This window comes from Thalassotalea sp. 273M-4 (genome assembly GCF_041410465.1).
GTDB lineage: Bacteria > Pseudomonadota > Gammaproteobacteria > Enterobacterales > Alteromonadaceae > Thalassotalea_A > Thalassotalea_A aquiviva.
The window spans coordinates 1,645,394-1,666,490 of the sequence record NZ_CP166961.1 but is presented as its reverse complement, the minus strand read 5'-3'; the positions used below and the strand labels follow the sequence as shown (position 1 = coordinate 1,666,490).

Annotated in this window: 25 protein-coding genes; 5 read left to right on the top strand and 20 right to left on the bottom strand. The window is 38.4% G+C overall.

Annotated features, from left to right (window positions below; genetic code table 11):
• Window positions 1-75: 75 nt before the first annotated feature.
• The gene (locus ACAY00_RS07530) at window positions 76-1,380 is read right to left on the bottom strand and encodes an inosine/guanosine kinase (RefSeq protein ID WP_371379406.1); all 1,305 of its coding nucleotides are present in this window, start codon (window positions 1,378-1,380) and stop codon (window positions 76-78) included.
• Between the two features lie 307 nt (window positions 1,381-1,687).
• On the opposite strand from ACAY00_RS07530, the gene ACAY00_RS07525 reads away from it, so the two are divergent.
• From ACAY00_RS07525 to asnS, 5 genes are all read left to right on the top strand, one after another.
• Window positions 1,688-3,469, top strand: a complete 1,782-nt coding sequence (locus tag ACAY00_RS07525) for a long-chain fatty acid--CoA ligase (RefSeq protein ID WP_371379403.1) — start codon at window positions 1,688-1,690, stop codon at window positions 3,467-3,469.
• A 332-nt stretch (window positions 3,470-3,801) separates the two neighbouring features.
• A complete protein-coding gene (locus ACAY00_RS07520; protein ID WP_371379399.1) occupies window positions 3,802-4,353 on the top strand; it encodes an NAD/FAD-utilizing enzyme in 552 nt (183 codons plus the stop codon).
• A gap of 509 nt (window positions 4,354-4,862) precedes the next feature.
• Window positions 4,863-5,267 carry a type II toxin-antitoxin system HicB family antitoxin gene (locus tag ACAY00_RS07515; RefSeq protein WP_371379396.1) on the top strand — a complete coding sequence of 135 codons (405 nt, stop codon included), beginning with the start codon at window positions 4,863-4,865 and terminating at the stop codon, window positions 5,265-5,267.
• A gap of 84 nt (window positions 5,268-5,351) precedes the next feature.
• Complete coding sequence (gene pepE, locus ACAY00_RS07510; RefSeq protein WP_371379393.1) at window positions 5,352-6,059, top strand: dipeptidase PepE; 708 nt, start codon at window positions 5,352-5,354, stop codon at window positions 6,057-6,059.
• A 685-nt stretch (window positions 6,060-6,744) separates the two neighbouring features.
• Complete coding sequence (gene asnS / locus ACAY00_RS07505; protein WP_371379390.1) at window positions 6,745-8,145, top strand: asparagine--tRNA ligase; 1,401 nt, start codon at window positions 6,745-6,747, stop codon at window positions 8,143-8,145.
• A gap of 102 nt (window positions 8,146-8,247) precedes the next feature.
• Here the strand turns inward: asnS and ACAY00_RS07500 are convergent, their stop codons facing one another.
• The 19 genes from ACAY00_RS07500 to ACAY00_RS07410 all read right to left on the bottom strand — a co-directional run bounded on the left by ACAY00_RS07500 (window position 8,248) and on the right by ACAY00_RS07410 (window position 21,022).
• Window positions 8,248-8,976 carry an SGNH/GDSL hydrolase family protein gene (locus tag ACAY00_RS07500; protein ID WP_371379387.1) on the bottom strand — a complete coding sequence of 243 codons (729 nt, stop codon included), beginning with the start codon at window positions 8,974-8,976 and terminating at the stop codon, window positions 8,248-8,250.
• Window positions 8,977-8,979: 3 nt separating this feature from the next.
• Window positions 8,980-9,531 (bottom strand): NAD(P)H nitroreductase, encoded by a 552-nt coding sequence (locus ACAY00_RS07495; protein ID WP_371379385.1) that lies wholly within the window; start codon window positions 9,529-9,531, stop codon window positions 8,980-8,982.
• Between the two features lie 245 nt (window positions 9,532-9,776).
• Window positions 9,777-10,214, bottom strand: a complete 438-nt coding sequence (locus ACAY00_RS07490; protein WP_371379382.1) for a helix-turn-helix domain-containing protein — start codon at window positions 10,212-10,214, stop codon at window positions 9,777-9,779.
• Window positions 10,215-10,373: 159 nt separating this feature from the next.
• Complete coding sequence (locus ACAY00_RS07485) at window positions 10,374-10,604, bottom strand: hypothetical protein (RefSeq protein ID WP_371379379.1); 231 nt, start codon at window positions 10,602-10,604, stop codon at window positions 10,374-10,376.
• 145 nt (window positions 10,605-10,749) lie between these two features.
• Entirely contained in the window at window positions 10,750-11,253 is a 504-nt protein-coding gene (locus ACAY00_RS07480) for a GNAT family N-acetyltransferase (protein ID WP_371379377.1), read from the bottom strand.
• Between the two features lie 64 nt (window positions 11,254-11,317).
• Window positions 11,318-12,154, bottom strand: a complete 837-nt coding sequence (locus ACAY00_RS07475; protein WP_371379374.1) for an alpha/beta fold hydrolase — start codon at window positions 12,152-12,154, stop codon at window positions 11,318-11,320.
• 122 nt (window positions 12,155-12,276) lie between these two features.
• Window positions 12,277-13,686, bottom strand: a complete 1,410-nt coding sequence (locus tag ACAY00_RS07470) for a serine hydrolase (protein ID WP_371379371.1) — start codon at window positions 13,684-13,686, stop codon at window positions 12,277-12,279.
• 96 nt (window positions 13,687-13,782) lie between these two features.
• Window positions 13,783-14,217 (bottom strand): hypothetical protein, encoded by a 435-nt coding sequence (locus ACAY00_RS07465; protein ID WP_371379368.1) that lies wholly within the window; start codon window positions 14,215-14,217, stop codon window positions 13,783-13,785.
• 481 nt (window positions 14,218-14,698) lie between these two features.
• Entirely contained in the window at window positions 14,699-15,037 is a 339-nt protein-coding gene (locus tag ACAY00_RS07460; protein ID WP_371379365.1) for a hypothetical protein, read from the bottom strand.
• A gap of 120 nt (window positions 15,038-15,157) precedes the next feature.
• The gene (locus ACAY00_RS07455; protein WP_371379362.1) at window positions 15,158-15,463 is read right to left on the bottom strand and encodes a hypothetical protein; all 306 of its coding nucleotides are present in this window, start codon (window positions 15,461-15,463) and stop codon (window positions 15,158-15,160) included.
• Between the two features lie 124 nt (window positions 15,464-15,587).
• Window positions 15,588-16,340 (bottom strand): SDR family oxidoreductase, encoded by a 753-nt coding sequence (locus ACAY00_RS07450; RefSeq protein ID WP_371379359.1) that lies wholly within the window; start codon window positions 16,338-16,340, stop codon window positions 15,588-15,590.
• 331 nt (window positions 16,341-16,671) lie between these two features.
• Window positions 16,672-17,139 carry a GNAT family N-acetyltransferase gene (locus ACAY00_RS07445; protein WP_371379357.1) on the bottom strand — a complete coding sequence of 156 codons (468 nt, stop codon included), beginning with the start codon at window positions 17,137-17,139 and terminating at the stop codon, window positions 16,672-16,674.
• Window positions 17,140-17,260: 121 nt separating this feature from the next.
• Window positions 17,261-17,557 (bottom strand): hypothetical protein, encoded by a 297-nt coding sequence (locus ACAY00_RS07440; RefSeq protein WP_371379354.1) that lies wholly within the window; start codon window positions 17,555-17,557, stop codon window positions 17,261-17,263.
• A gap of 82 nt (window positions 17,558-17,639) precedes the next feature.
• Window positions 17,640-18,134, bottom strand: a complete 495-nt coding sequence (locus ACAY00_RS07435) for a hypothetical protein (RefSeq protein WP_371379351.1) — start codon at window positions 18,132-18,134, stop codon at window positions 17,640-17,642.
• Between the two features lie 113 nt (window positions 18,135-18,247).
• Window positions 18,248-18,658 carry a septation protein IspZ gene (locus ACAY00_RS07430; RefSeq protein WP_371379348.1) on the bottom strand — a complete coding sequence of 137 codons (411 nt, stop codon included), beginning with the start codon at window positions 18,656-18,658 and terminating at the stop codon, window positions 18,248-18,250.
• Between the two features lie 174 nt (window positions 18,659-18,832).
• Entirely contained in the window at window positions 18,833-19,150 is a 318-nt protein-coding gene (locus tag ACAY00_RS07425) for a hypothetical protein (RefSeq protein ID WP_371379345.1), read from the bottom strand.
• A 77-nt stretch (window positions 19,151-19,227) separates the two neighbouring features.
• Window positions 19,228-19,872 carry an NAD(P)H-dependent oxidoreductase gene (locus ACAY00_RS07420; protein ID WP_371379342.1) on the bottom strand — a complete coding sequence of 215 codons (645 nt, stop codon included), beginning with the start codon at window positions 19,870-19,872 and terminating at the stop codon, window positions 19,228-19,230.
• Window positions 19,873-19,990: 118 nt separating this feature from the next.
• A complete protein-coding gene (locus ACAY00_RS07415; RefSeq protein WP_371379339.1) occupies window positions 19,991-20,458 on the bottom strand; it encodes a hypothetical protein in 468 nt (155 codons plus the stop codon).
• Between the two features lie 45 nt (window positions 20,459-20,503).
• Window positions 20,504-21,022 (bottom strand): GrpB family protein, encoded by a 519-nt coding sequence (locus tag ACAY00_RS07410; protein ID WP_371379336.1) that lies wholly within the window; start codon window positions 21,020-21,022, stop codon window positions 20,504-20,506.
• Window positions 21,023-21,097 lie beyond the last annotated feature (75 nt).

The following is a 21,097-nucleotide window of genomic DNA, read 5'->3' as shown; positions in this document are numbered from 1 at the left end:
CAAGGCATGTTGTTTTCAAGGTTTGCCGTTAAGTTATCTCCCCTGAGAAGTAAACACTTCGAGTGAAATAACCTATTACCCTTCCCAATACGCTTCTTCTAAACTGTCTTCACGTTCTGGCAATCCTCTAGAAAGTCTCGGGCTGTGCTGGGCTAATACTTCATAGGCTGCTCGATTGGCGTATTTACAAATTTGAGAAAAAGACGAATAGCATAAGTCTTTGGTTGCGTGCTTTCTTGAGTTGGGTAACATCACTCGATGGTAATCATTTGATGCTAAATCGTGTAAAAGCGCCGAAAGTGCTGCATCTCCAGCACCATTGGTATTGCGAATAACTTCTGGCCCGCCCATAAACGGCGCAATATGCGAAAAGACTTTTATCGGAGTTTTACAATTCTCTTTAAGTTTTGGCCGAGAAAATTCGTATTGATTAAATTCTGGGATAACCCCAGGAAGCAGACTGCGGCTGGTTAAACGCTTTTCACTGTCTTCTGTATAACCTGCGGTATAAAGACCTGTGGGACCTGCTGTTATCAGCACCAAATCACATAAATCAAGGGCAAAGTCACTGGCCGCTAACGGGTCTGCAAAACCGGTCAACGCTTCCCCTTCGTCTTCGTTCATGGCTAATATGGTGACATGTTGTTTTATAAACTGTTGCCACCATTTAGGGTCTTCTGCAATCAGAAATCGAGTACCGAGTGTGAGAACCACGGGCACATTTGCTTCGTTAGCGTATTCAATCGCCTTCATTGCCGCTTCTTTCATGGTATCTTCAGGTGAAGATCGCATTAAATAGGCGGTTAGCACCAAAGCAGAAGAATTTTGAATCACGTCTTGGTCGATAAAATCTGGACTGAGTTTATCCATAGCGCCTTTACTAATGGCAAAAGTACGCTCGCCACAGTCCGTCACTAAGGTAAAGCAACGACCGATAGAGCCTTGAACAGGTTGCAAATAGTTTAAATTAACCCGAGAAGAGGTATTACATAAATACCGATAAGAATAACTGCCCACCTTAATGTTATTACTCATAACGCCAAATAATACCGACTTATCGTCGGCTAGGGTCGAATAATTATGAACGGTGTTGCCTATGGTGCCACCTGCAAATTGATTACTAATAAGTCCACCATCATTAATTTCATCATACAACTGTTTAGCCGTATCATCGTCGATTAATGTGGAATTACCTTTAGGTAATTTATACCGAGTCAATAAGTCGTCGGTTACCTTCGCTTCGATGTCGACAAGGATCTGGTCTATGCCGGTAATATAGGTTTGCGTACTTTCATCGCTATGTTTGATTTGCGCTAATAGCGGGTCTCTTTCGTTTACTGGGAAATAATGTTTATTTTTGCGTTGTCCAGGAAATTTCATCTTCAACCTTACTTAATTAAACAATTCGGTGATTATCTTTGAATACATAGCGTATTGACACTCAATTTAAAACTTAATTTAAACCTAACCACTCCCTGCAAGTTTAGGTCATTTATTGCTGTTCGGGTAAATTCTAAGAGCTGATTGCGCTACCAACGCTCTTTAAGTAACAGTTGTTAACTCTGTCGGTAAAAAAACAACCACAAAAACCCACTATTGACGGCATTTGCTTGATATTTTTTAAACTGGCGGTACAATCGGCTCACGAAATAGCTTACACGTGTACACTTTGGAAAGAATTAAAGGTATGAGTCAGATAAACCTTGTTAAGAAAATCCGTCAACATATGGCAACCATGGCGGATAAAACGGCTTTAAGAAACGGCACCAAAAAAGACTGGATTGATATCAGTTGGTCTGAATTTCAACAGCAAACAGACGAACTCTCTAGCGCACTGGTCGCTTGTGGATTACAAGAGCAAGAAAATGTTGGTATCTTTGCTAACAACTGTGCACGTTGGAGCATTGCTGATCTTGCTATTTTACAAAACCGTGCGGTTTCGGTACCTATTTACCCTACCAACACTCCAAAGCAAACGGCCTACATAATTAATGATGCTCAAATTAAAATATTGTTTGTCGGCGAACAAGCCCAGTTTAACGCGGCCGCATTAATTTTTGATCAATGTGACTCGTTAGAAAAAATTGTTGCGATGGACGATAAAATCGATCTGAACAACCACTCTAATGCACTGCATTGGCATGATTTTGTGCAACAGTACGTTGGCGATTTTTCAGAAGTTGAGCAGCGCATCAAAAATATAGCAGATACCGATCTCTTAACCATTATTTATACCTCGGGAACTACCGGCGATCCTAAAGGTGTGATGCTTGATTACAGTAATATTCATGCTCAGTTGCATTTACATGACATTCGAATTTCAATAAACGAAGACGATGTTTCGTTATGCTTTTTACCTTTGTCACACGTGTTTGAACGTGCTTGGACGTTCTTTGTGTTATACAAAGGCGCAACAAATTGTTATTTGTCAGATACCAATTTAGTCAAACGAGCTTTAGAAGAAATAAAACCTACGGTAATGTGTGCGGTACCAAGGTTTTACGAAAAAATTTATTCAACTGTGTTTGACAAAGTGTCTCGCGCCCCAATGCATCGCAAAATTATATTTACGTGGGCGGTAAATATGGGTGCTAAAGTTGCCTTAGCAAAACAACAAAATAAACCTATTGGTAAAGTGCTGGCGAAGTGCTACCAATTGGCAGACAAAATGGTTTTAAACAAGTTACGTCAAGTCCTTGGTGGTAACATCAAAATGATGCCATGTGGTGGTGCCAAACTTGATCCTATTATTGGTCGTTTTTTCCAAGCGATAGGCATTAATATAAAGCTAGGTTACGGTATGACCGAAACCGCGGCCACTGTCTCATGTTGGGATGAGCTAAATTACGATCCAGAATCGGTTGGTAGCATCATGCCAGGAGTTGAAATTAAAATTGGTGCGCAAGACGAAATTTTAGTGAAAGGCCCAATGGTTATGAAAGGCTATTACAATAAGCCTGAAGAAACTGCCAAAACATTCGATCACGATGGCTTTTTAAAAACTGGCGATGCCGGTCATTTTAAAAATGGTAACTTATACATTACCGACCGTATCAAAGAATTGATGAAAACCTCTGGCGGTAAATACATTGCACCTCAAATGATAGAAGGGGCATTAGGTAAAGATCATTTTATTGAACAAATAGTCGTTATTGCAGACACTAAAAAGTTTGTCTCTGCGTTAATCGTTCCCTGTTATGAAGTATTAGAAGAATACTCAAAAGAGTTGAATATCAAATACAATAACCGGATGGATCTAATCAAGAACAGCCACATTATTGAACTGTTTGAAAAGCGACTTGCAGATTTGCAAGATGAGTTAGCAAAATTTGAGCAAGTGAAAAAGTTCACCCTGTTGTCAAAAAACTTTTCGATGGAAAAAGGTGAAATGACTCCAACTCAAAAGCTACGACGCAAAGTCATTAATGAAAGATATAAAAATGAAATTGATAAAATGTATGGTGAGTAATTAACACTATATATCATCAACGGGAGCATTAAATAGGCTCCCGTTTTTATTTACCCAGTTGTAAGTGCTCGGCATTTATACCCACAAAATACTCACCCACCTTCGCCCCATGCAAAAGCCGTTAATGGCCAGGTCTTAAACAAATATGGTTAATATCATATATTGATCTAAAATTCTTCGTAGGCCGTTTAATAACTAGGCCAAGTCATTTTTGTCACCATCTTTTTAGACAACAATTTCTTGTCTAAACTTCAAACGTCTGCCTCTAAATGTGTTCTTGTGTCATGATTTTTGAAGTCATTGTCACCTTGACCAAAAATTCGGAGGATCTCATGATTCGTCACTACTATTTAAGCGAAAATCTTTCTGAGTTAGAGCAATTTGAAAAAGAATTGCTTAATAACGGCTTTACCTTACCGCAAATGCATGTTTTAAGTGAAAACGACGCCGACGTCCAATTACACCACTTAAATGAAGTAGAGTCCGTGTTAAAAAAGGACATCGTTCACTCAACGGAAGTTGGTGCTACGGTCGGAGCCATTGGTGCTGTCTTAGTACTGGCCACTACGTACCTTTTTCAGTGGTATCAAAGCCCAGCAGGTTGGATGCCATTTATTTTCTTGGCCATCATTGTACTAGGCTTTTGTACTTGGGAAGGAGGCTTCATTGGTATTCAACGACCAAATGTAGAATTCGAACGTTTTCAAAGTATGCTTCGAGATGGTAAGCACATATTTTTTGTCGACGCTGATGTGAAACAAGAAGCAACGTTAAACAAAGTTGTTAATAAACATCCTAATCTGGTTGTCGAGGGGATCGGTGAAGCAGCACCTGAGTGGATTGTACGAGGCCAGCAAAAATATCATGAGTTTATGAAAAATTAGGCTTACCTATTCTCTACTATCAGAAGCAAAAAAGGCGCATCAGCGCCTTTTTTGTTAGTGTATTTTCATCACAAAAATGGACGTATACACCTTCTATAAGAACACAATATAGCGCTAATTTCTGTTTTCTTCTGCTCTCACCTTTGCCTTCAACCCTGATCTAATAAAAATTTAAATAAAGTTAATACCTCTAATACCTCCTAATTAGGCAAACATTTATAAATTTATTTTCTATTACGAAAATGCCGGCAAAAATCCATAACAGACCTAGAAACACTTTACCTTTTAAACAGAAAAAACTTTTGACTTATTAAACAGTACCATTAGAGGTATGTGTGTATTCACACACCAAGCCATAGGGTTATAAGGGTTATTACAATTGCTTTATAAGGGGTTATCAGGGTTATGGCTGCAATATATTGCGGGGTTGTCAGGGTTATCTTGTAAATAAGTATGGGAGTTGTTAGAGTTATCAATAATTTTAATAAAAACACCTCGAGACTGGTATTATGCGCTTCCCTATTGTTCTGCTATTTAACCCCGAATCATCCGATTACAAAGTCACTGTGCCAGATTTACCTGGCTGTGAATGTCGGTCTAAAAGCATTGATAAAGGATTAGATGAAATTTTGGCGGTGATAGAGTCTCATCTATCGTTACTGAGTGAATATGGAGAAGATATTCCGGTGGCAACAAGTTTTGAAAATCATGTTGGTAAAATTGAATATCGAGGTGGTGTTTGGGCTATCGTCGATATCGACATCACCCCTTTTCTAGGTAAAAGCCATAAAATTAACGTCACCCTGCCTGAGTTGTTAATAAAGAAAATTGATGATCGGGTTTCGGTATCGCCGGAATATAAAACTCGTTCGGGCTTTTTAGCTTGTGCTGCCATTAATGAGTTAAAAAAATAATTCCCTTGTTTGTTTATAAGCCATCTAATTGACTGGCGAATAAGGTATAATATTGTTTCCAAAAATTAAAAAAGACTGGATGTTATGAATAAAAACCTATTACTGTTAAGCAGCTCTCGTGAAGGCAATACTGAGTATCTTTCCCATGCCAAGCCGATGATTAACGATCACTTAAAAGGCATAACCGAGGTTTTATTTATTCCCTACGCTGGCGTTAGTATCAGCTATGACGAATATACCGAACGTGTACAATCTGCATTATCCGATTGCCAAATAACCATTGTGGGGATTCATCAATGTGCCGACCCCATTGCTGCCGTGAAAGAAGCGAAAGCCATTGCTGTAGGTGGTGGCAATACATTTCACTTATTACACCAGTTATATCAACACAAACTTGTGAAAGAGATCCAAACCAGAGTGAATGACGGCTGCCCATATATTGGCTGGAGTGCGGGCTCGAATATCGCAGGTATGAGTATAAAGACAACAAATGACATGCCGATTATTCAACCCAAGTCATTTGACGCACTGAATTTAGTGCCTATTCAACTAAACCCTCATTACACTGACTTTAACCCGCCAGGGCACAACGGTGAAACACGAGAGCAACGTTTACAAGAATTTATGGTATTAAATCCAACGACTTATGTTATCGGCATTCAAGAAGGCAGTGCATTAAAAATGCAGAATAACCATTTGCGATTAATCGGTGGAAAACAAGGTTTTGTATTTAAAGCTGGCGATAAAACCACGGTTGAAGATCAAAGTGACTTAAGCCATTTATTGCCTTAAACCTGATTAATAATTTAGGCTATACCATTGGTTTAATTATAAAAATAATGATTTTAAGGTAACGCGTTACCTATGGTTTTTTCCTAAACCACCTTTCAAGCGAATTGATACAGCCCATCCCCTTGTTCTTTTAATAATTGATTTAATATTTAAGAATAAGGGGGTTCTTTTAAGCCATTTCAGTGTCAAATAATCTTGTTTTTAGCGTTTAGCGCAATAATATGATGTATTATTATTCTCGAACAGTTGTGGACAGCGAATAACTGAAATAGCGCAACCGTTAGCCCATTTACGGCTACCTTTAAAGCAGATAAAAACGTAGGCGATATACACGTAAATTTGCAGATATTAAGCGAGCTTGGTACTAGAGAGCCCTTCATTTGCTAAACTGCGCTTTATTTTGGGCTTTGTAGCGTTGCCGATTTTGAGTACGTTAAAGTAAATATCCATGCTTAGCCAAGCCATCAAGCACTTTAATTATGGCAATACTTGATGTACTCAATAAGGATATAAAATCTCAAATTTCGGCCATCTTAAGTCGAAATTTAACCAATTAGATAAAAGCAGGCATTTTTTTGCAAAAATTACGCCTTCTGGGGCAATATTTACTTGAGTCTATTTTTGGCACAGGTAATATAGCTAGCCCTAAAGAATTAAAATACTTGATAATTAACGAGGTCAAATAATGTCAGTTGCAACCATTACTGATGTACTAAAAGGAAAAATAGCTGTTGGTGAGACAGTGTCAGTACAGGGGTGGATCCGTACCCGTCGAGATTCCAAAGCAGGAATTTCATTTTTAGCTATTCATGACGGATCATGTTTCGATCCTATCCAAGCGGTAGTGCCAAGTGACCTTAATAATTACCAAAATGAAGTATTAAAACTAACAACAGGTTCTTCTGTAACAGTAACCGGCTCCTTAGTTGAATCTCAAGGTAAAGGTCAGTCTTTTGAAATCCAAGCCAGTGCTGTAACGGTACACGGTTTTGTTGAAGACCCAGACACTTACCCGATGGCAGCTAAACGTCATTCTATTGAGTTTTTACGTGAACAAGCGCATCTACGTGCCCGTACCAACATTGGCGGCGCCGTAACTCGTGTTCGCAACTGTTTGGCGCAAGCGATTCACCGCTTTTTCCACCAAAAAGGCTACTATTGGATCAGCACACCGATTATTACTGGGTCAGATACCGAAGGCGCGGGTGAAATGTTCCGCATCAGTACTCTGGACTTAGAAAACTTACCGCGTGATGATAAAGGGTCAATCGACTACAAAGAAGACTTCTTTGGTAAAGAAACCTTTTTAACCGTTTCAGGCCAATTAAACGTTGAAACATACGCTTGTGCCCTTTCTAAAGTTTATACCTTTGGTCCTACATTTCGCGCAGAGAATTCAAATACTTCACGCCACTTAGCTGAGTTTTGGATGGTTGAACCAGAAATCGCATTTGCTGATTTAAACGATGCTGCCACCCTTGCTGAAGAAATGTTACGTTATGTCTTTAAAGCCGTACTTGAAGAACGTGCTGACGATATGGCGTTTTTCCAACAACGTGTAGATAAAACGGTTATTGACCGTTTACAGTCAGTAGTCGATTCAGAGTTTGTTCGTCTTGACTACACCGATGCAATTGACATCCTTCTTAACTGTGGCAAAAAGTTCGAAAACAAAGTGTCATGGGGTGTTGATTTAAATTCTGAGCACGAGCGTTATTTAGCAGAAGAGCATTTTAAAGGCCCAGTTGTTTTACAAAACTACCCGAAAGACATCAAAGCTTTCTACATGCGTATGAACGATGACGGCAAAACAGTGGCTGCAATGGATATTCTAGCCCCTGGTATTGGTGAGATCATCGGTGGTTCACAACGTGAAGAGCGTTTAGATGTTCTTGATGCTCGTATCGAAGAAATGGGCTTAGACAAAGAAGACTACAGCTGGTATCGCGACTTACGTCGTTACGGTACTGTACCACATTCAGGTTTTGGTTTAGGTTTTGAACGTTTAGTTGCCTACGCTACTGGTATGCAAAACGTACGCGATGTGATCCCATTCCCTCGTACACCAAAATCAGCAGACTTTTAATTCGCCTTAAAGCCATTAAATAATGCTAAATAAAAAAAGAGAATCAGATGATTCTCTTTTTTTATTTCTATTAAAACTTGTTCAGTAATCCTAATTAGTTAATTAAATAAAACGACTTTTAATGACTTGGCAAATATCTTGTGCCCACTGCTGATAGACTTTAGCGCCTGGGTGAAATCCATCCGATGCCATAAGTTCAGTAGGGATCACCTTACTTTGCGTTGGCAGTTCAATCGGTAAATAATGCGCGTTTTGTCGTTTGCTTAACAATTTTGCCATCGCTTGATTAAAACCCTGTGCCCCGAAACCTAGAAACCATCGCAGTGGACTTGGGATCACCGGAAATTGCCCTACCGGGGGGAGCCCGCTAATGATCACTAGATTAGGCTGATATTTTGAATCCATTAAATCTAATAATTGATTGAGGTTTTTTAACCACTGTGTACGACTTTTACCTGTGGTTAAATCATTTAAGCCTATTGACGTAACAACCACATCTAATTTGCATTCAGGAAGCTTGGTTAAATGACGAATTGTCGATGCGGTAGTCGCCCCTGTTTTCGCTTCGAGTGACCATTGCACGGCAAAATGTTGACTTAATTGCTGACATACTTGGCCAATTAGCGCTTGGTCTTGATGTTCAACGCCAACACCGGCAGCCGCAGAATCGCCTGTGATCATTAGCCTTAATGGTTTGCCATTGCCCGTATGACCAAAACGCTCGCCTTTGGGCTCCGCTAATTTAGGCACTTGTTTACGTAAGGTCTTACCTTGAATAAAACACACAGGTAAAAGTGGTAGCAAAGCCAATTTTTTTAATGAATTAACCAAACCTTATTCCCAATAGTGGACAAAATCTTCGGCATCTTTGCGTTTTTTTATAGGCACATCTTTTGATGGAGTACCGATGTATAAAAAGCCGACAATGTCATCGTTAGAGTGGATCTTAAAAAATTGTTTTACTTTTGGATTATAAGCAAAATGGCCGGTTCGCCAAACCCCTTGAAACCCTTGAGCGACACAAGCCATTTGCATATTATAAATGGCACAACCTGCGGTAATTAACTGTTCTTGCTGTGGAACTTTAGGGTGGTCTTTATAGTTGGTCGCCACCGTTATGATCAGCGGTGCTCTAAACGCCATCTTACTGGCTTTATTGAGTTTAAAGTCATCACCACCCTGCTCTTTTACGATTTCAACAAACACATCGGTTAACTTTTTTAAGCCTTCACCACGAACAATATGAAATTGATAAGGATTTAACCCACCGTGATCGGGTACCGACATAGCAGCGGCTAAAATGTTATTAAGCGCATCGGCACAAGGCGCGGGTTCGCTAAGCGAACTAAAAGATTGACGTTCAAGTAAGAAATTAAGTACAGACATAAATAATTGAAATCTTGTATTAGGTATTAACCATAGATGATATGGGAAAGCGCAGCAAAATAACAGAGTTTAACCGCGAGCCCAAACCAAATGTTCACTTAATCATCGTTGTTTTGATGGGATAACAATAAAGGCTGGTTCGAAATTACATCCTAAACCAACCTTTCACTATGTCACTTTCACTTACACTTTCACTATGTAATTTTGCTTTAAGCGCTTTAGCAGACGAAATGGTTTGTATGAGATTAAGACTCATATCCCCAAGATTTATTTTTATCGCCATACTGAATACAGGTGGTTTGAATAAAAAGTAAGTACATTGTAATGAGCGAAAATTTCGTAAAAATTGGTTCAAAATAACTTGCCATGGTTAAACCAATAGCCACCGCTAAAAGCAAATACTTAAGCCCCACTTGAACTTGCCTAGAGTCAACGCCCAAAGCCCATAATCTAAACCACCAAGGCTGTGTTTTCCAATGTTCTGATTTTTTATCTATCACGTTAATTTCCTCTGTTAGGGTTGATATTTCAACTTCAAATACAGAGGCGAGAGATTTGAGTGTTTCTAAACTGGCACTTTGACCACTTTCGACACGTTGAATGGTTCTGATGCTAAGACCACTAAACCGAGCAACTTGTTCTTGTGACCAATTTTTTTCAGCTCTTAATTTTTTAACTATCATTATTATTCCTCGCTTCTGTGAGCGATTACCATGCCATTTTTCGCTTCGTGACGGTGACGAAATACACCCGACAGGATGCCGACAACGTTAAATTTTGTAACATAAGGCTCGCAGTAAAACCTAAAAACAGTGCGTTTATTTAAACGACCTGTTCGCTGTTTATTGAACCTTGTCTTTTGCTTTTTTACCTAAGGGAGAATCTACAGCAACCATTGTATCTGAACCACAAAATCGACATCCTTGGTAACGACTATAATGGCGCCAAAGTGAGTAGGTTATTCCTGGTACGATAAATAATAACCAAAGAATAATTTCAATAAGCAAACTCCCTCGAGTCACTATCTTAGGCTTTCCTATTGCTCCACAATAAGTACAAATTAATTTACTCACTCCCCTTCCTTTAACGTTTAAAGCCTTTGAAATCTTATCAAGGTGTTTGGCCTTAAATAAAATGTGCCAACCTTATTTTTTAAATATACCTGCTTTACTACCTAACACTGAAAACTAGAAAATATGTAAAGCTTGGTTCGTCATCTTAAGCAAAAGCCTTATTAAACTCTACGTTACCATTTGGCACGTCACCAGTTAAAACTAATGATAGAAAATACTCAGGCGGGACGCCGTTAAACACTAAGCCACTAAACGCTGTAAAACCGAAGCGGTTATAGTACTGGGGTTCGCCAAGAAGCACGCAACCTTTAGCGTTTAAGTCTCTAATGGCATCTAAACCTGAAAATATAAGCTGTGAACCCACACCTTGGTTTTGATATTCTGGCAAAACTGAAACCGGTGCTAAACCATACCAGCCAATAAATTCATCGTTTACCTTGACCTTAGAAAAAGCGATATGGCCAACCACCTCATTATTAATCTCTGCAACTAAAGACACAGACAGAGCATTATCGCTACGTAAGTTAGCGACTATGTTGTGTTCTGTTTGGTTACTGTGAGGATGGTTTTTAAAAGCTTCAATGATCACTTTTTCTATAGCATTTATGTCACCATCACACTCTGGACGAATATGTATTTTTTGAGTCATACCTTAAACCTTTTAGATTGGGCTAATATCTTGATAATTAACGAATTGAATAACTTAAATGTCGTTAAAGTTGGTCCTTAACTTTAGTAACCATTTTTTCAATATACTCAATGACTATCCATGGATCTGTGTCATCAAAAAGATGCGACGCATATTTCATAGTAACAGCCTCCGTATTTTTGGTAATTGCCTTTAGTTTTTCTTGCGAGCGGTTCCAAGAGTTTGTATAAGCGTCTACATCCTCATAACTCATTTTTGTTTGGCGTATACTTACGTGTGGAATGCCTCTAGACATGACCGTAACCGGAATATCTGCAGAAATAGCATACATCGTTGAAAGTGACGAAGCTTCTTCAAAATCTTCAAACGAATGATGATTACGTTCCCAGTCTATGATCCACTCCATCGTTTTCCAACCATCGCTTGACATGGATGATTTCAGGTCTTGATACCAACTTTCATGTACGGCATCAACAAAAACAATGCCTTTGACTATTTCAGGTTTTTTATGCGTGAAAGCCCTTGCTACTAATCCACCGAATGAGTGAGGCACAAGAATAACGTCTTGCCATTTTAATTTTTCGCTGAGCCCTTCTAGTTCATCAACTAACTCAGACATTGTTCTCACTTTAGGGTTGTCGTATGCACTTTTCCCATAGCCAGCACGGTCGTACATACACACTTTATAATTTTTAGGTTCGATGCCGCGAAATGTATTCTTATAGGTAGAATGTACCTCTAATCCCATTCCGGCTAGGAGCACAACGGTTAACTCACCTGTTCCTTTGCAAACATAAGCAATTTTATGTTCATTCACTTCGACAAATTCATCAGCGTGTTCTTGTGCCAACAAAAGACTTGAAAAACTAATGACACACAAAGTTAAAAAATATTTCAACATGCATTATTCCTTATAATCACTAACACTGACGAACTGGTTAATGTAATTTCATTAATAAACTGACAATCTTTACTTCTATTGACATGCCTCACTCAAACGAAGAAGCACGCATTAGGCTGTTCTTACTTAAGTGCATTGTTATGACCATAATTATCACTCACGTATTCGCTATTAAAATCGGCTTTTATTGCTAAGGATTTAGCAAAGGTGCTTTTCGCTGTCTCCTTATCTCCTTTTGATAAGTAGGCAAACGCTAAGCTGTCATAAACCTGAGGTGCATTGGGAAACAATGCAACTAAATATTCGAACATATCAAAGGCCTCTGCCCACGATCCTGTTTTGACAAGTTCCATGCCTAATTCATTGACTGTTCGGCCAATAAATTGCTTATAACCACTCTCGCGGTAAGCTTGTTTAAAGTGCTTAGCGAACGGCTGTTTTCCTTTAGTTTGGTAATACTTAAAGGCAAAGTTTTTTTCCAGTGGCCTAATAGATTCATACTCACCATTTTTGATAAACGACAGTATTCGACCAGAAATGAGCTCAGCGACTAAGTTATCTGTGTTGGCAAGTACCACAACTTCGTAACCATTTGTTAGATCAACTTCTACCGCCGCACTGACGCCCTGTCCGCCCCCATATGCCCGCCAATTTTGGCCATCCATTGCAAATATTCTGCGATTAAGAGAGTCTGAGTTTTTCAATATTTTATCGGTATAAAACAGTGCTCGATAGAATCGTTGCACATCCCCAACAGTCGATTCAATACCGCCATCAGGACTAGGATGTTCAGTAACCCCTACTTTCCTTAATGTACTGTCGTACTGGTAGGTATATCGAACCGACTGATTATGATGAGAATTAAAAGGTTTGAAAGTGGTCAAGGCCATTCCCGCTCGATGGAATATATTGTTTTTCAAGAGCTCCTCAAATGGCTTTCCCGTGATTTTTTCAAGAATCACACCTAAAACCACATACCCATAGTTTGAATATTGATGCTCAGAACCGGGGTTAAATAACAGAGGTCTGTTTATTAAAAGGTTTAGCTTCTTTTCTAGCGTATCGAAGGCAAGTGGATTTTCGCGATATTCGGCGACAAAGATATCGGCAAAGCCAGCACTATGGTTTAGTATATGTTCAATTGTGATTGTGTCGGCAAGAGGTTGTTTAAAGCCCAATTTAAAGGTAACCAGCTTATCGCTTAATCTTAACTTACCCGCCTCAACTTGTTGCAAGACTAGAACCTTAGTAAAGTCTTTCATGATAGAGCCAAGATTAAAACGGCTTTGACTCGTATTGTTTATACCTTCTTCAACATTCTGCAATCCATATGACGATAAGAATATTTCTTTATCATCTTTTGTGATCAGCAAACTCCCTGAAAACCACCCCATCTGATGGTATTGCTTGGCAATGGTGTCTGCTATTACGGCAAGTTTGGTGGAATGACTGCTCTGCTCATCTTCTTTATTAGAGGCTAGAGAACAGACTGAAAACAATAAAAATAACACTAAAACTGAATTTCGAATCATATGGCTGATACTCCTCTGTCATAATACCCGCATGCTAGACCAAATAGATCGAACTTCCTAGCATGCGACTGTTAGCTGTAAATAATTGCTGGTTGCTTAATACTCACTCTTAAAAAAATAATAAACCTTAAAGATTTCATTAATTGTTGTAGGGACGACAATTAATGCCCCTGCAATAAAATATGACTGAGCATAAAAAAACCTTCGCTCAGCATAATCTAAACAATTACTTATTTGGTCTAAATAGTTAAGTATATGATCATCATATGTTGCGATGCATTTGCCCGCTTCAATTAAAGTATTAACTTCATTCCAGTGAATACCTATGCCTAAGCCGATAAGTGCTAAACCATAAAGGAAGCTATACTTTTCGGCGTTTAAGAAGATAGCGAATAAAATTGCATACAGTAGAATTAGAGTATTCCAAACAATAAAGAATATATTCGAACTTAACTCTCTAAGTAAAACAAGGGTTAAGGCAAAGGCAATTGCGAAAATCCATTGTCTTGCAGAGAGTTTATATTTAAGCATGACTTCCTTGTTCACCTAACGCCTAACACGGGTAAATATTATTGCTAAAAAGTTGAGTAACGAAAACTGCAAACTTTAATTTGTCTTTAATAATTAGTTTGTTAGCTATACTATGCACCAATAATCATGGGGGTGCAATTGCAAGACATGCAGATAATTATCAAACCTAAAAAACAAAGACTAAAACTTCGCTCTTATTACATATAAAGCTAACAAAGCCATTGTCTTTAGATTTGCTATTCAAAGAGTAAATAAAATAGAGTGGCGTTCAAATTTTTTATATTTAAGCGAAATTTTTCTCAGAAATAATTTTAAGCCAGAGACGTGCATTAAAACGAATGTTGAAGCGCCCAATAAATCTACCATGGCCATGAGTTATAAACTCAACATAATTTCAGGATCGGCAACGAGCATGACTAAGCACATAGCCAACAAGTATGGGTTCCTGTTTATATGTTTTTTATGTGTAAAATGGTACAAATTACACAGTTGTTTTTCGCAGGCAAATAAACGTTGACGTTCCTACTATACCAAATGTAGCCAGAACAATAGGAGTAATGTGGTCATAGGCATTATTGAAAAAGAGCGAAACAACAAGCGCAATAAATAATAGTCCGAAAGCCATGAATTTCACTGAAACTATATAAGCAATAATTCTAACCAACCTGTTGCCTTTTGTATTAAGAGCCGCGACCACACAAATATAAGCCCCTACGATAATTAACGAATAAAAAGGTACTTTGCCCATTAGAAATGCACCTAAGCCAATTGCTGCCAATAAAGAGAAAAAAGCGGTTAAAACAAGCCTTAACACTTTCAATGGAATTCCTTATACATAATGCCCAAGTTAATGGGCAAACAAATGTTGGCTAAAATAAGCGATGCAAGGACAAAAAAACAAAGTTATTTGTCCGTCTTGAAAACCCATGTTAGCGGTAAATTAAGCAAACAATACCTTATAGAAAATATAGCCAGCTGGGATTAAAAGTAATATACCCCAAGTTAAACGTTTCGCTTTTGTTAATTGAAACTTCGGCTCAAACATCACCAAATCGCTAATCAACCACAATGCTGGTGCAATTGATAATATCAAGGCATCTGAACTAGGTATAGAAACAGTACCCGAGCGAGTAAACATAGTCAGTTCACCCGAAAAAGCACCAAACAAACAATAAATCAAAGCAGCCATTGGAAGTAAGTAGTGCTTAATAGCTCGAGTTTTTAGATCTGTGTTTTCATAATCCATTTTATAATTGTCCTTTTACACTTAACGCCTGAATAATATAAGAGTGAGTTTGGCAGTTTTATTGCGTTGTTTGCAACTAAATATGACAAGCTTTAGTGAATCATCACAATTGACTTGTTATGCATTACAAACCACCGGCTAAATCCAAAAAATTACCAGTAGAAAATGATGCTTTGTTAGACGTCAACCAATAAATAGCCTCGGCAACTTCATCAGGCAAACCACCCCGTTGCATCGGAACTTTACTTTTGAGTCGTTCTATACGATCTGGCTCTCCACCATCAGCGTGCATATCTGTATAAATCAATCCTGGGCGAACACAATTGACTCTGATACCTTCTGCGGCCACTTCCAACGACAGACCTTTTGTTAACGTGTCAATTGCACCTTTTGACGCAGCATAATCAATGTATTCATTCGGTGAACCTGTTCGCGCAGCTCCCGAAGAGACATTAACTATGACACCACCGAGACCACCATGACGAGTTGACATTCGTTTCACCGCTTCACGACAACACAAGAAGTAACCAGTCACATTGTTTATAAGAATAGAGTTAATCCTCTCTGCACTCATTTCGTCTAAGCGCATCTGCTTTTTTAAGATCCCAGCGTTGTTTATGACAACAGAAACAGTACCAAGCTCGCGGTCAACGGTTTCAAACAGTTGCAGAACATCACCTTCTTTGGAAACGTCAGCTTGAACAGAAATACAATGACCACCTAATACTTTGATTTCTTCGACAAGTGCCTGAGCAGCCTCTGCATTAGATTTGTAATTAATGCATACGGCGAACCCGTTTTGAGCAAAAAGCTTTGCTGTCGCAGCACCAATCCCTCGACCACCGCCTGTAATTACAACTACTTTTTGAACCTTCATTATTCATCCTTTTAACGCTAAATTTGATGTAATGCATAATGCTTATAACAAACTCACGGTGTGCGTCGTTTTGCCTTTTATTGTCAGTGTTGGTCTAGCTTTTGTAACAAAGATAAAAGCTGGTTTACAACCAACTCTGGCTCATCTACCTAAATTAAATGACCATTTTTTCTGTCACAATTGCCTTACCCTGTAAAAATGCACCTACCCAGCTTTTCTTAAGTTCACCCCACAAGTTCCTGCCTTCATTGGTAAAAAACAAATTAGCGAAGATTGAGCGCAGCTAAGCTTTTTTAGATCCTTTTGAGTAATTTGTTATATGCAAACTACACTACAAAGTTTTAATCATATGAAGCATTTCAGGCTTAAAACCAAGGTTATGATAAAAGTTATTTGCTTTTGAATTATTTGCAAATACTTCAAGGTGTATCAAACGACAGCCCAAACTCTTAGCCCATTCTTCAGCAGATGCCATTAATAGCTTACCGATACCCAAGCCTTGTGATTTAGGTGACACCGCCAGAAGTGGAATGGTGCCACAAATTTCCCCTGAAATGTCATCATTACGTGTACGAACATGAATAAAGCCTAGGGGAACATTGTTAAACTCAGCGATCAACGTTGTATTTGGGGTTAAGGTTTCAACAAGCATCTGTGAAATATAATTATCTTGCATTTTATTAATCGCATCATCGGAATGCCATTCTAATTGAGCAACTTCAGCTAAGTATGGTGACATCTCAAAAATAAACGGCTTATCACTTTCTTGTGCTTCTCTAATTACAATTGAATTTTTCATATAATATTGAATATTACTCTTGAACCTGAATTTCATAAAACGCCTTGTTAAGCGGCGTAAAATTAGTGGAGAATGAGCGCCAGCCAACTGTTTTGTGTTCACTTTGAGTGGCTTGTTAGGGCTAAGCATTATCTGCATGCTTTTGTTTTAACATGGAATATGCAAAAGACAAACAAAAATACCCTAGAAATTGTCCCGACAAAAACAACAGGAATTTTAGTTTGAAAGGTGCTTCCTCACTGAAAAAGCTTAAAACAAACATTCCAGGCGCAGCAAAGAATTCGTAACCAGGCACCAGCAGCGGAGCTAGGTTGTAGTTAAACAAATGAGCAAAAAATCCAAACAACACACCAACTGTACCAAAGATTGTGCCGAGTCGGTAAGGTGAACTTATTATTTGCTTAAATTTTAAATGCATTCCTTGCGAACCTTAACGTCAGTGTACTTGGCGTATTTAAGTACAGCAAAAATGCGTCAGATTGACACATTGGTTCTGTGTTTTATACATGGTAACCTAGCCAATACGCAAGCATTGGAATAACGGCTAACCCTAAAGTAAATATTAACCCAATGTTCCCCGGCTTAATTAAGAAGCTTTTTTGAGGTCTTTTAGGGTTAAAGAAAACCCTAATGCTTCCATCTTCCTCTTTTTGAATTCCATTCAACTGTTTTTCCAAAACAAACTTCATGTTATGCGATGCAATGATTATCCATGGTGAAACCCTTTTACCTACATACTCTTGTTGGCCAACTTTATATTTATACAATGCATTCACAACGTAGTTTTGATCTGATGTTGCCCACTCTTTCGCCCCCCAATTACTAATATTACGATTGACTAGACTACCTTTCGTGCTTGGCCATGATCGTATTTTCAATTGATAAACGGTGGAATAACACAATAAAACGGAAGTATACAACGTGGCATAAAACAAAATCCCTTGTTTCTCACCTTCTATGGCCAACGACCACATACTTAGAAAATATTCATGCATGGTTTACCATCTCTACCACATAAGGCCCACATTAAGGGGCTGATAATAGCTTGGCTAAAATTAGCGAAGAATGAGCGCCAGCCAAGCTTTAGGATTCCACTTTAAACAGCTTATTATGTTTTTATACGATATAGCAAATAGTTACCCAACAGCAATGGCCAAATTATTATTGCTACAGGCTGAACATAAAGCTTGTACTTTGACCATAGCTCGTTGCTTAAAGAAGCGTAAATAACGAGTGATAAAATTGCCAACCCGATAAAAAACAAGATTGTACCGATATTTAGAATACGCCATATAGAGTTGTTGAAAGCCAGCCTTTTGCCCCAGAAAAGATAAATTAACCCTTTACGTTGAATGACAGTAATGAGGCAGAATAACAAAGCACTTAAACACCAGAAAAGTGATGGGTAATAGCTGGAATTACTAGCCAAATTTAAAATGCCGAATTGCTGGTGACAGTACGAAAGAATAAGAATAACTAACACTATTGCGAAAATAGAGCGCCAGTATATTGCCCACATTAAAATAACTCCATTTTTACGCGCAAGCCTCTGGTGAAGCTGATTAATTGGCTTGTTATGTTTTTTGTGCACCATTGCTTAACAATAGAGCTACCAGCAATGTTGGAATTGCGGCATACATTAACGGTGCAACGGCAAAGCCAACATGATGTTGTCTACGCATTAAACCGCTTGTTATATGCCACTGTAGTAGTTTTCTGACCACCCTGCAAGAGGTTGAAACTTATCAATTTTTATTGCTTGATCTTCTATACAAGCTCTTTGACAAATAATATTTACGATTGCGCCATTACTAAGTTTTACTTGCGCTTGATACACATTAATCCTTGCTCTGCCACCAGGTAGGTCGGTATTGTCCCAAGCTCGCAGAACAGTGCCGTCGTAAGTTTCTACGTGCCTACCACGAATAAATACTTGGTCTACAAAGAGATATAAAACTAGTAAGGAAACAACTGAGATTATCGAATATTTAACGTATCGTATAGTCTGCATCTAAATTCCTTGTGGCAAATAACACCCCATTCAGGGGCTTTTACTAATTGGCTAAAAAGTCCCGCTTTAGTTGTTTGTTAGGTATTCGATAGCACTAAACTGTCTGTAAGCACTTTTTCAAGCAAATGTTTCTGATAACTTGCAAGTATTTGCTGTCGTTCCTCGTCAGTTTTCTGTTGTACACCATGAGCTATAAAAGCAGGCAAAATTTCCCACCCCATAAAGCCAAATATATCTTGATACAATCCATCAATTTTAGAACGATAATAAGCTAATTCTTCTTGTGAATTAGCGCCGCCCGTTGTGATTGAATACATCACTTTTCTAGGCTTTAGTTTTGCGTCTTTGCCATAAGCAAACCCTGAAGACAAAACCCTATCTATCCAGCCTTTCAACATGCTCGGAAACGACCACCACCATAAAGGGAACTGAAAAACTAATAAATCTGATGAAAGTAATTTATTCTGTTCGTCGGCGATAGTTTTTATAAATGTATTACTAGCTAACGCCAGTCGTTGAGCTTTGGCTAATTGAAAATATTCATCGCTTGGGAATGACGTTGTGTCGTCTTTGCCAGCAACAGGGTTAAAGTTTTGCTCGTATAAATCAGAAATGTTTACTTTGAATTTTTCTTTTCTGAATGTATCTAGAGCGACTTTATGTAACGCTAAATTAAAAGAATGTTGCTCAGGGTGAGCTACAACAAGATGAACTTCCAACATACTTCCTTAAAATACCTAACGCCCCATTCAGGGGCTTATAATAGTTTGCTAAAATTGTGTAGCGAAGCAAAACCAAGCAAACTGTTTTTAGTTTCGCTTAAGTGACTTCTTATGTGTTTTATTCGCCAAGCCATTTAAATTTGGCATCTTTGATTATTTTATTGAATTCAGCTTGAGTGATTTTGCCGTTAGCTAAATCATCTTCTGCTGGCCAAGCAACCTTCTGATATTCGTATTCTATAGCGGCAAGAATATAACCGAGCTTTCTTTCGGTGATATTTCCTTTATAGAAGTGATGCATCGCTAATTTTTTATTCCACAACTTACCATCTGGAGGTTGTGGTAACGTAAAATCAAGAGTAAGAAGCCTTTCATCTGATATTGTGAAACCTTTAGCTATTGAATCTTTAGCACATTCATAGAGCATATAATCAATAGAGTGTTGAAGGCCATAAAAATGCCAATCAAAACCAGCATTACAACCACCTACGATTTTTCCCTCTTTGTCAGTAATATCTATGACTCTTTCAGCGCAACCTGAAAGGCAAAATAGGACTACAATTGTTTTTAACAAATTTCGATACATCGATGAACTCTTCTAAACACATAACGCCCCATACATAATTGCCTGTTAGTTGCCAAACCACTCAATAGCTATTTTTTCATACTTTTGAATAAAGTTATTTTTTAATGCCATGTAAACATTAATATTATTATCACTTTTAGATGCAGCCTCTTTTTTGAAAACGCCATATTCTAAAGCTATGTCAGAATGCGCAATTAGATATTCTTTAAATGCTCTATGTCGATACAAGTGCAAGTCATTAGATTGAAATGCATGAACATGGTGACTACGTTGGTTGCCACCTTTTTGAAAATAGCGTCTACCTTCAATACCATTCTCGCCTTTTACTAGGTAACCAAGGGCTTCCATGTTATCAGCTGCATTATCTAACTCTTTAAGGTCGGTAACCTCTATTAGAATATCAATAACAGGCTTGGCTGCTAAACCAACTACAGAGGTACTGCCAATATGTTCTATTTTGACAGCGTTAATACCAATTGCCTTAGCTAGCAATACTCTTTCAGTTTCAAAAACATTCTTCCAATTTGGATCGTAATCAACAACCTCAACAACTCTAATGCTCAAATTGTTCTCCATTGGCAACTAACGCCCAAATAACAGGTTAAGTAATGGTTGGCTAAAATGTGAAACGAAGTGGAA